The sequence below is a fragment of the uncultured Veillonella sp. genome, from assembly GCF_938010505.1.
In the GTDB taxonomy this organism is placed as follows: Bacteria; Bacillota; Negativicutes; order Veillonellales; family Veillonellaceae; genus Veillonella.
This window is the reverse complement of sequence record NZ_CALLVP010000106.1, coordinates 1-12,471: the sequence shown is the minus strand read 5'-3', so window position 1 is coordinate 12,471 and position 12,471 is coordinate 1. Positions and strand designations below refer to the sequence as shown.

At 37.0% G+C, this 12,471-nt stretch carries 8 protein-coding genes; 1 reads left to right on the top strand and 7 read right to left on the bottom strand.

Annotation, left to right across the window (positions count from 1 at the left end):
• The 4 genes from Q0507_RS06525 to Q0507_RS06510 all read right to left on the bottom strand — a co-directional run.
• The coding region (locus Q0507_RS06525) for a PHP domain-containing protein (protein ID WP_298714097.1) at positions 1 to 2,846 on the bottom strand (2,846 nt) is incomplete at its 3' end.
• 2 nt (positions 2,847 to 2,848) lie between these two features.
• Positions 2,849 to 3,826, bottom strand: a complete 978-nt coding sequence (holA, locus tag Q0507_RS06520) for a DNA polymerase III subunit delta (protein ID WP_298714094.1) — start codon at positions 3,824 to 3,826, stop codon at positions 2,849 to 2,851.
• A gap of 11 nt (positions 3,827 to 3,837) precedes the next feature.
• Positions 3,838 to 6,069, bottom strand: a complete 2,232-nt coding sequence (locus Q0507_RS06515) for a ComEC/Rec2 family competence protein (protein WP_298714089.1) — start codon at positions 6,067 to 6,069, stop codon at positions 3,838 to 3,840.
• Positions 6,029 to 6,598, bottom strand: a complete 570-nt coding sequence (locus tag Q0507_RS06510; RefSeq protein WP_298714087.1) for a ComEA family DNA-binding protein — start codon at positions 6,596 to 6,598, stop codon at positions 6,029 to 6,031. The genes Q0507_RS06515 and Q0507_RS06510 overlap by 41 nt, the downstream gene beginning before the upstream one ends.
• A 111-nt stretch (positions 6,599 to 6,709) precedes the next feature.
• On the opposite strand from Q0507_RS06510, the gene Q0507_RS06505 reads away from it, so the two are divergent.
• Positions 6,710 to 7,939 (top strand): aminopeptidase, encoded by a 1,230-nt coding sequence (locus Q0507_RS06505; protein WP_298714084.1) that lies wholly within the window; start codon positions 6,710 to 6,712, stop codon positions 7,937 to 7,939.
• A 78-nt stretch (positions 7,940 to 8,017) separates the two neighbouring features.
• Here Q0507_RS06505 and Q0507_RS06500 read toward each other — a convergent pair whose 3' ends face one another.
• The 3 genes from Q0507_RS06500 to Q0507_RS06490 form a co-directional block, all read right to left on the bottom strand.
• Positions 8,018 to 8,497, bottom strand: coding sequence for a dCMP deaminase family protein (locus tag Q0507_RS06500; protein ID WP_004697136.1), 480 nt, complete (start codon positions 8,495 to 8,497; stop codon positions 8,018 to 8,020).
• Positions 8,498 to 8,580: 83 nt separating this feature from the next.
• Complete coding sequence (leuS, locus tag Q0507_RS06495; RefSeq protein WP_298714082.1) at positions 8,581 to 11,049, bottom strand: leucine--tRNA ligase; 2,469 nt, start codon at positions 11,047 to 11,049, stop codon at positions 8,581 to 8,583.
• A 90-nt stretch (positions 11,050 to 11,139) separates the two neighbouring features.
• On the bottom strand, positions 11,140 to 12,471 hold a 1,332-nt coding region (locus Q0507_RS06490; protein ID WP_298714079.1), incomplete at its 5' end, for a glycosyl hydrolase family 18 protein.

Here is a 12,471-nt window from a genome sequence, read left to right as displayed (position 1 = left end):
TCAGGTGTTAAACCAATCCCCTCTGTAGAGGAAAACAAGCTCAATGTCTTTGGATCATCAAATGGTATTGTCTTAGCATCGATACCTGTCAAATCCTCTAGCATACGAATAATTGTGGGATCATCATGGCCCAGAATATCAAGCTTAGTCATACGACCTTCAATGGAGTGATAATCAAAGTGTGTCGTTAATACGCCACTTTCCTTTTTATTCGCTGGATGTTGTATGGGCGTAAAATGATGCACATCCATATCTCGAGGACATACCATAATACCACCAGGGTGTTGTCCCGTAGTATTCTTTACATTTGTAAAGCCTTTCGCTAAATGTTCAAAGAATCCATTGCGGGCTTGTATATCTCGAATTTCGGCGTATTTTTTAACATAACCAAAAGCAGTTTTATCCGCAATAGTACCAATCGTGCCAGCTTTAAATACATTATCACGACCAAATAATTCTTCTGTGTATTTATGAGCCTTTGCTTGGTAATCACCGGAGAAGTTAAGGTCAATATCTGGAACCTTGTCACCTTCAAAACCAAGGAAGATAGCAAATGGAATATCGTGGCCATTTGTTTGTAATTCATGACCACACTCAGGACAATCTTTACGAGGCAAGTCAAAGCCACCTGCATATTCGCCCTTTTCAAAGAACTCAGAATGTTTACAATTAGGGCAGACATAATGCGGCGGTAATGGATTTACCTCTGTAATCTCAGACATGGTTGCTGCAAAGGAAGATCCTACGGAACCACGAGAACCTACAAGATACCCATCATCAAGAGATTTTTTTACCAATTTATGAGCGATGTAATACAATACGCCATAACCATTGGAGATAATACAGTCTAGTTCATAGTCGAGACGTTCTTGTACTACGCGAGGCAATGGATTACCGTAAATAGCCTTCGCATTTTTATAGCACATCTCCGTGAAAGCTTCGTCAGCACCTTCAATCTTAGGTGAGTAGGTCCCATCAGGAACTGGTTTAATATCTTCAATGCTGTCGTTGATAGCACGTGTATTGGTAACGACTACTTCGTATCGCTTCTCTTCGCTTAAGTAAGGGAATGACGCAAGCATTTCATCTGTAGTACGTAAATGTAAATCTGGTTGTTCGTCTGCATCCGGATATCCACATGCAGTCAACATGATTTCACGATATATTTTCTCTTCTGGTGTCAAATAATGAACGTCACAAGTAGCACATACAGGTTTATTTAAAGCTTCCCCTAATTCGATAACGGTCTTATTCATATCGATAAGGGCTTGCTCATCTGGCATGAGACCTTTACGAACCAAAAACATATTGTTAGTATGTGGCTGAATTTCAAGATAATCGTAGAAGGATGCTATGTCCAAAAGCTCTTCTTTTGTAGCTCCACGAACGATGGATTGCATAAGTTCCCCTGCTTCACAAGCAGAACCGATGATAATACCTTCACGATGTTCTTCGATAACGGAACGAGGCAACCGAGGACGCACCTTGTAATGTTCAAGATGAGAAATGGAAATCATTTTATATAAATTACGCAAACCAACCATATTCTTAGCTAATAAAATAATATGGTAACGTTTATCTTTTTCCTTCTTCTTCTTTTTATCTAGTACAGGTTCTTCATCGCGAGCTACCGTTTCATCTTCGATGAGGTAACCTTCTACACCATAGATAACCTTAACACCTAACTCTTTACCAAGGGCTTGCGCTTCAGGAAAGGCTTGTACAACACCATGGTCAGTAATAGCTACTGCAGGATGACCCCATTTTTTAACTGTTTTAAATAAATCCTTAACAGATACGAGAGCATCTTTATCACTCATCTTAGTATGTAAATGAAGCTCTACACGAGAATCTGGACGGTTTTCAGTTCGCTCTACACTTGTAGTTTCCACTGCTTCAATTCTACGAATAGATAGAATGTAGTCTTTATCAAAGCGATCATCAAAGTTTACGCTACCTTGTACGCGAACACGTTGCAAACCTTTTAACTGTTTAAGTAACGCATCCCCTTCTTCAGGGCTATTCGTAAATTTGATGAATTTAATACTATTAGTATCATCTACAATGCTACCATTAACGATACTTTTACCAGTCTTTGTATCACGTTTATCCAAACCTACCAGTACACCTTCAAAGATAACACTGGGTGTATCTAAGGTGCCCATGATTTTAGAAGTAATCCCTTCAATTTTAGGGCCTAAAATCATACCTTCATCAGTAGATGCATCCTTTGGCGCACGACGTGGATATTTTCCATCCCCTTCACTACCTTTAGATGTGGATTTGGTAACGCTTTTAGGAGCAAAACCTTTACTTCTTTTAGCTGTGCTACTTACAGATGCTACAGTATCACCATCATTAGATGCTGCCGCTGTTTGGCTAGGACGAGAAACAACAATTGGACTATTGTTAAAATACCCAAGTTCTACAGCTTCCACGAATGGTGCAAAATCATCAAGATTGTCATAATCATCTTCTTGATCATAACCTGCAAAAGATTTTCCTTTAGGTGCCTGATTTTTAGCCTCTTCTGCTTCACGTTGTACTTCAGCAGCTTCAATCCATTCACCTGCACCACAGCCACCGCCATAGTAATAAGTATCTAAACCTTCACCAGTCTCTGTATTTACTTTCCAAGCAAAACAGCAAGATGTGTCAGTATTGGTTGGAATATTATCAAAGGAAATATTATTTTCCTTATACCATGCAGATAATCTATCTCGTAAACTAAGCAATGTAGAAAATGCGGAGTCTGCAGCTTGAATCGTCACATGTTGGCTATGACAGTTCACATAGAAAGATGATTTCTTATTCTGTTTTGGTACAACGCGATAACGTACTTTCATTTTTATCCCTTATACCCACAATAGGTAATACATAAATCTCTAAATCGCCAAATATCGCCCTTACTACTACGACTATCTAAAATAATCTCATACAAACCTTTTAACAGGGCACGTAAGGCTTTAATAGAAATCCGAAAACTCGCTTCATAGGCAAGTTTAATCGGATATGGTTTAAACGACGAATCATAGTCCTTACATAAGTTTTGAATAGCTTGAACCGACATTCCGGCCTCACGACATTCACTGACCAATAGCTGTAAACGTAATTGCCCCTCAATATAGCTCATAGCACGGTCCAGTTCTTTGTATCCAAACATAAACGGAAATAGTTCAAGCAATGTATCAATATCACGCTTCAAAAGAGCTTCTTTAAAGGTAAAAATATTTTTAGCACCATAGTCACTGCCATTTTCTTCTAAAAATTCTTTGGTAATCACCTTATCTCCCGTAATTTGCAAGAAATATCGATCAAACTCAGTTCGCATAAACGAAACAGGTACATCTTGCCACAAATCGATGAGATGAACTACGTATTCCTGTGCATCAGGTGTCATTTTAAAGCCATGAGATGTACAATACTGACAAATCCACATCACAAGGTCGGCCCCTTCAAGGCGCTTACATTCACGATTCGGTATTTTATTTAAAATCTCTTTATTCTGCTTAATTCGTTTATCTATCATATCATGATAAATCAAAACAATTGGATTATCCCCATTATATTCCATGATGAGCTCATATAATGGGATCCAAGCATCGCTATTTTTGCCGCTTTTACGAATGATAGGCAAGTTAACTAAGCAGAATACCTTTTGATCGCCAAATAGTGAATCTTCACATAGCTTTTCACTAATCTTCTGTGGGCCCGCCTCATCGTCTAATACGGTCACTGGAAGGTCTGGATAGGCACTTAAAAATTTGCGTTTTTCTTCTTCAATTAATTGTGGCTCATCACCATAAATGAGTTCAATATGTGCCATAGTGCCTCCTTTCACAGATAGATATCCTTAATATAGCTATACCCCATAATATACATATGTTCTGACGAAGGATCCACATCACGTAACGCACCATGTGGACTGCCAAATAGAATTGTACTATGAGGTGAAATACGCCCTATTTCATTCATTACATTGGATCGACTCGTTATATATAATGAATTAATCTTATCATTTAATTTTAGATTTTTTTCTCTACTTTGTCCATTATATACGACAATTTGGTCCATACCATTTTTATATACCACCTGTGCAGAACCATTACTGTGAAAGTACTCAATTTGTACATCTTTAGGATTTACACCATATGCCCTTATGGCCTGATTAATAAGCCTTTCATTCGGTATAGTTTTAATATAATCTGGTGCATCAATTAATAGATGAGCTCCTCTATGGTTTGGGTTTATGCAAAGTAACACATTACACTGTTTCATAGGAATATAGTGAACTAACGTATTTGTATGATGATGTGTAACATAATATGAACCTACAAAAGAACAGATCATTAGGAATATTGTTATCATTACATACTTAGTATATCTATTTTGATGAGTCAAAAAATACGTAAACACCCCAAGTAGCACATAATATATAAAAGCGCAATAACTGTTCATCATACCTAACCATAACAGGCTTCCACTACGACCTAGCACATGATTTAAATATAAAGACACACGTAACAATATGTCTACCATTAACCACATATATGATATGGGTAGCGCATAACTAACTAAAGTGCTTATAAAAATTAAAACGATTGTTATATCTAATAAGGGCGCTACTATACAGGCTGCAAACAAACTTGCAATGCTAATATAGTGAAAATAATAGAGTTGTAATGGCAATATAAGTAATTGTGCGGATACACATAATACAAAAGGTGTTTTTATCCATCTTGGAAGCCATTGTATTCGTTCATATAGAACTGTTCCCCATATGAGTAAACCATAGGTTGCACCAAAGGATAACTGAAAGCTTACATCGAATAAAGAAAAAGGATCATATACAAGACATATAATGGCGCATATACATAAAGCCTGTTTTGCTTGGTATAATCGCCCTTTCACATAAGCTATGCACATAAGTATACTCATCACCGTTGCACGTACAACTGGTGCATCTCCACCAACGATACAGCAATATATACAAGCTACTAATATACCCCAAATTAAACATGTACGCTTCCGTAATTTAACTAGCCTTCCTAAACCATAAATTAAAGCTAATAGTAAAGCAATATGCGAGCCAGATATAGATAGAATGTGGATGAGCCCTGTATAGGCAAAATCTTTCATCCGTTCTTCCCCTAGTTCACTATAATAACCACCTAAGATTAAGGCTTGTGCTAATACCTTTTGTGTACCATCTAGATTACTAGCAATATTCTTTTCTATAGATTCTCGTATTTGACCACATAGATATAAGCTTCTCCTATATATTTCTTCATTAATACTCTCTTTATATGAAAATGTTTGTAAATCTTTAGCACTGGCAGGTCGATAAACTCCATCATAAATTTGTCCTCTTATATTAGAGCCCATATATCTGCCTCGAAGATTAATCCGACCTTCCTCTTCGATGAGAAATAAAGACTTTGGAATTCCTTCAATAATGGCTTGTTCTCCCAATTTTATTTTGTTATTTGTAGCTGATACCTTAGAGTATACTTGCAAACGTCCTTGAGCCTTTATATAGGAGTTTTTTGCGGTATCTTTACAAGGATGTAATCCATGAAGAGTAACATTATATTTGTAATATTCCTGTCCATCTAGATTTACTATTTCAGGAGATGATACAACAGTACCTAGATATTCTCCTTCTTGCTGTAAATAGTATGATGTATAGCTATTATAATTAATAATTTGTAAGTCTGTATGATAATAGGATAATCCCATTGCAGCAAAAACTAATATTAATAAATTGGCAAATAAACGCCACCTACAATGAGATTGAATTATTTTAATAATAGTTACACCAATAATAGCTAAGGCAATCGCAAAAATATAATGCATTTGACTAAGTACTGGATAATATTTACCATATCCTAATGTAGTACCAATTATTATAGATCCCAATATAATATGTGCCCATTGACTATGAGTTATAGATTGCTTCTTATTGACTAAATCTAAAGGATTTAAACATAGATCCGCATACTGAAAGTTTTCATGTCTACTTATTGATTTAGATTGTAATTTTATCTTTAATCTTTTTATATACTCCATCACCAATGCCCTTCACCCCCTTAATACCTTCAATGGATGTAAAGGGCCCCTTTTGCGAACGATATTCTTCAATTCTCTTCGCCATAGCTGGACCAATACCTGGTAATGAATCTAATTCCTTTGCAGTTGCCGTATTGATATTAATCTTATTACCGCGCAATAAAACCTCTGGATTACCGTGAAAGTTAAATACTATATGGATATGATCTCCCGCATTTACTGGTTTTGCCATATTGACTGATTCTACATCAGCATAAGGAAGTAGCCCACCTGCAAGCTTTACCATATCTCCATAAGTAGCTGAATTTTCGTATTCATACAATCCTGGTGATACAACAGCACCTGTAATATACGCAATTGGTTTATTGGGAAATTGTTCTACATTTGACATAGAAGAATTTCCATCTATTGCCCCTTCAGCTAGGACAGAATCGCTTTCATCTGTTATAATAGGCCATAGGAAATAAATTCCTACTAAAATACATAGGATTAATATAATTATCATATACGGCTTCAATTTACTTTTCATAATGCACCTCCTACTAAAGGATTTTCCAATATAAAAGTAAACTCCTACCGTTGACTCTATTGGTCACACAAGCAGGAGTTTTATAATTGATGTCGAATATAAGGAGACTCAATGAATCAAGATACATTAAGAAAATATGCCCGTACATTATTACAATACGGCGTAAATTTACAACAAGATCAAACTTTAGTTATTTCTGTTGATGTGGAAAATAAAGACTTTGCAGTTATCGTTACAGAAGAAGCTTATCAATTGGGGGCTAAAGAGGTTGTCCTCAACTGGCGCTGTTCACCTATTTCACGTCAACGTTTAATGCATGCCAAAGAAACAGTCTTAGAAAAACCTGCTAACTGGATTCCTGAATTCTATAAGCAATATATCGATGATAAAGCGGCATTCTTATCTTTAATTAGTGCCAATCCTAAAGCCCTTGCTGGCATCCCGACAGAACGTATTTCTTTACAGTCTCGTAATTTAAACAAAGCCTTATCCTTCTATCACACAGCCATTATGAACTCCTCTGTTACTTGGTGTGTTGCTTCTGTACCTACAGTTTTATGGGCAGATTTACTCGGCTACGAAGGTACTGATAAAGAAAAAATTGACCAATTGTGGGCAACTTTGCTTAAACTTTGTCGCATCGAAGGCATTGAACCAAAAGATACGTACCGCCACCACATGGCTAAATTACGCCGCCGTCGCGAAGCAATTAATAAACTAGATTTAAAAGCATTACGTTACACCTGTGAAAATGGTACTGACCTCTTACTAGAATTACCAGAAGGACATATTTGGCAAGGCGGTGAAGAAGCGTCTAAAGATGGTACTATCTTCAATGCTAATATTCCTACCGAAGAAATTTTCTCTGCACCACATTACAATGGTGTAAACGGCATTGTATATAGCACAAAACCTTTAATTTACCATGGCAATACGATTTCTGATTTTTCCTTCACTTTCAAAGAAGGTAAAATTGTAGAGTACACTGCAAAAGAAGGTTATGAAGTACTAAAAGAATTAGTTGAGACAGATGAAGGCTCACACTACCTTGGCGAAGTTGCATTAGTTGATCATTTCAGCCCAATCAGCCAATCTAATCAAATCTTCTATGAAACATTATTTGATGAAAATGCATCATGCCATCTAGCAATTGGCGCCTCTTATCCTACATGCCTCAAAAACAGTGATGGTTTATCTGACGACGAATTAAAAGAACGTGGTTTAAACCACTCCTTAACACATGTAGACTTTATGATTGGTCATAAACATATGAATATCAAAGGCTACACTCGTGACGGCCAAGAAGTAGATATCATGATCGATGGTCGATTACAAGTATAAACATAAATAAATGGTAATGAAATCCCCTATATACAACTGTATATAGGGGATTTTAAAAGCAATTAAATTTTCATTACATCACAATGTGATATTCAAAGTACGTCCTGTTGGCTTGTATTCAATAATTTCTACACCTGCGGTTTTCAACATCCGTTTAGATGCTTTTACCTCTTTTGTATCCTTATAGAGGTCATCGCGATAGATAACGGCCTTAATACCACTTTGAATGATGGCTTTCGCACATTCATTACATGGGAAAAGTGTTACATATATTTTAGAACCTTCTAAAGAACCTCCCCGATAATTAAGTATGGCATTGAGTTCACTATGAACGGTATAGAAGTATTTATTATCATCAGCCGTATCGCGTTCCCATGTGAAATCATCATCACTACAATTTAAAGGCATCCCATTATAGCCAATAGACAATATTTTATTATCATTGCTCACAATACAAGCACCTACTTGTGTATTTGGATCTTTAGAACGTTGTGCCGCTAAAATGGCAACACCCATGAAGTATTCATCCCAGGAAATATAATCGTTACGTTTTGCCATAGTTACCTCTCTTAAAAATAAGCCCCCATCTACCTATGTAGTTGGGGGCTTACAATATTAACCAAAAATATCATCATTTATATTTATTTAACAACGATATTTACAAGTTTACCTGGTACATAAATAACTTTTACAATATTTTTATCTTCTGTAAACTCTTGAACACGGCTAGACTCTTTAGCCATAGTTTCTAATTCTTCTTTCGTAATATTTACAGAAACAGTTAGTTTATCACGAACTTTACCATTTACTTGTAATACTACTTCTACTTCGTCTACTACGAGAGCAGCTTCTTCGTATACAGGCCAGTTTTCAGTGTGAATGGATGTAGTTTCACCTAATTCATGCCACAACTCTTCTGTCATGTGAGGAACGAATGGTGCTAAAAGAAGCAATAAAGAGCGAATCAATTCATTAGCTAAAGCGCTATTAATTGTTTCTGCTTTGTCTTTATGAGCGTACATAGCATTAACAAGTTCCATGATTGCAGAAATTGCTGTATTGAAGTTGAAGTTATTGTCTAAATCTTCTGTTACTTTTTTGATGACACGGTGTAACTCACGACGCAATCCAAATTCGTCTTTTGTAAGTTCACCAGTAACATTTTTCTTAGCTTCTCCGTTGTACGCATCAACAATACGCCATACACGACCTAAGAAACGGTAAGAGCCTTCAACACCTTGGTCGGACCAATCAAGGTCACGATCGACAGGAGCCGCGAATAGAATGAATAAACGAGCAGTATCTGCACCATAGGTATTGATAATTTCTTCAGGAGAAACTACATTACCTTTGGATTTAGACATTTTACTGCCTTCTTTAAGAACCATACCTTGTGTTAACAAACCGCGGAATGGTTCGTTAGCTTCGATAAGACCTAAGTCGTGGATAACTTTCACAAAAAATCGAGAGTACAACAAGTGCAAGATAGCATGCTCAATACCACCGATATATTGGTCTACATTCATCCAGTAGTTAGCAATTTTTTTATCGAATGGAGCTTTATCATTTTTCGCGTCTGTATAGCGCAAGAAATACCAAGAAGAATCGATAAATGTATCCATCGTATCTGTTTCACGATGCGCAGGACCACCACATTTAGGACAAGTCGTATGCAAGAAACTTTCAGATGTAGCCAATGGAGATACGGCACCAGATTCAAATTTAACATCCTCTGGCAAGCGTACTGGTAACTGTTCTTCAGGAACGAGTTGTTCACCACATGTTTCACAATATACTACAGGAATTGGCACGCCCCAGTAACGTTGACGAGAAATCAACCAGTCACGAAGACGGAAGTTTACTTTACCTTCACCAATGCCACGTTCATTAAGAGCAGCTGTAATATTTTTACGAGCCACTTCAGATGTTTGTCCGTTATAATCGCCAGAGTTAACTAGAATGCCATCTTCATGATACCATTCTTGCCATTTTTCAAGGCTATATTCTTCGCCTTCACAAGCTACAACCTGTTTAATTGGCAAATCGTATTTATGAGCAAATTCCCAGTCACGTTCATCATGTGCAGGAGAACCCATTACAGCGCCTGTACCATAGTCTACTAATACATAGTTAGCAATCCAAACTGGAACTTGTTCGCCAGACATAGGGTTTACTGCATAAGAGCCTGTGAACATACCTTCTTTAGGTGCCTCTGTAGATGTACGGTCAATATCGCTCATATTCCGCATACGCGTAATGAAAGCTTCTAATTCAGCTTTATTAGGAGCGTTTTCAATGAGGCGTTCTACATATGGATGTTCAGGAGCCAATACAACATAGCTTACGCCGTAAATAGTATCAACACGAGTTGTATACACAGATACGCGTTCATTAATGGATGGAACTTCAAAAGAAAATTCTGTACCTTCAGAGCGGCCAATCCAATTCTTTTGCATCAATTTAACACGTTGTGGCCAGTGATCAAGAGTATCCAAATCAGTTAACAAGCGATCTGCATATTTAGTGATGCGCAAAAACCATTGAGACAAGTCTTTTTTCTCAACAGCATTATCACAGCGCCAACAAGCACCATCGATGACTTGTTCGTTTGCCAATACAGTATGACAAGTTTCACACCAGTTTACTTTTGCTTCTTTTTTATATGCTAACCCTTTTTTATAAAACTGTTGGAAAAACCATTGAGTCCATTTGTAATAATCTTCTTTACAAGTTGCTACCTCACGGTCCCAATCGTAGGACAAACCAAGTGCTTTTTGTTGCAATTTCATGTTTTCGATATTGTCGAGAGTCCATGTCTTTGGCGCAATACCATGTTTGATAGCAGCGTTCTCTGCAGGCATACCGAAGGAATCCCAACCCATTGGATGTAATACGTTAAAGCCTTTCATTTTTTTGAAACGAGCTACTACGTCACCAATGGAATAGTTACGCACATGACCCATATGTAAATTACCAGATGGGTACGGGAACATTTCTAATACATAGTATTTTTCTTTAGATTCATCATTTTCTGTTTTGAATGTATGGTTATCTTCCCAATACTGTTGCCACTTTTTCTCAAGATCTTGGGCTACATACTTTTCATTCATGTAGGGGCCTCCTCATATGGACAACCTTTTTAGTTGCCGTTTTATAATCAATGTTTTTATTTTACTACTTCCAGCAAAAGCAGTCAAACACTAGCGTTTTACCACTTGAATAGATGTTGGTAAAGCTTGTTCAGCTTCTTGTTTGCCTTTATTTTTAGCTAGTTCCTTCTCTTCTTTTGCTTTGCCTTTTGCTAGTTCTTTCTCTTCCTTTGCTTTGCGTTTAGCTAGTTCTTTCTCTTCTTTAGCTTTTCGTTTAGCTTCTGCTTTAGCTGCTTTTTCCTTTTCTTTTTCTTCCAAGCGCAATTTATAGGCCTCAAGTTTAGACAATGGTTTTGCTTCCTCTACTATAGGTTCAGAAACAACAGATTTAGTAGATTTAGGTATACCACGTCCTAAGTCTTTTTCTTGAATCATGGCAATCGTAGAAGCATCTTCAAAACCTTTACGCCATGCTGCAAAACCACCGAGCTTTAATTCTTTTACGAGATCAAGTTTTAAGCCTAACGATGTATTATCTTCAAACCAAATACGATTGGAACCAGAAGCTGTTGGGATTGATAAATAGTATAACTTTAATCGATCATCCCAAGTCATTTTATCTTTGTAATTAGCAAAGTAATTGACTGTATTCTTCATAGCCAATGTTTCGCTTTTAGCATAACCATTAGTATCACGCCATAAACGCATATAGAATGGTACACCAAGCACTAACTTATGAGAAGGCACTTCTGAAAGCATTCTTTCAGTATGACTACGAACCCAAGGATAACTTGCAACAGGACCCGCTGTAGTACTCTTAGCCCAAGTTTCGTCATACGCCATAAGAACCACATAGTCTACTGTATCGGCAAAAGCTTTACGATTGTATACTAAGGACCATTCAGGGCTATCAGAGTAACCAGTTACGTCGATAGAAGTTTTAATATTATACTGACGCAAATGATTAGATAAATATGTTACAAAAGATGTTAAACGGTCGCGGTCAGAATAATCGATATTTTCAAAGTCGAAGTTATAGCCGTCAAAACCATATACATATGCATAATGAACAAGGTTATGAGCATACTTTTTCCAAACCGATTGATCCGCCAAAATACCACTTGTAAATCCAGCATCAAATCGATTAGTAATCAATGGCCACACGTGGTAACCTTTATCCTTATATGCTTTCACATAATCAATATTTACATTTGGACTTGCTTCTAAACCTAAGCTATGCAATTTAAACCAACTTGGAGAAATGATGTTATCTCCGCTCGTATTGAGTTTTGCCTGATATGGAGTGCCCTCCATTGTCCATGGATCAAAAGCCCAAGCCAATGGAGTTTGCAATGTATAAGGTGCTTTCACCGTAGATGCTTCTGGTGCAGGGCCTAAAATAACTTGACCATTATTTTTTGTATAACTAACACCTAGCATAGC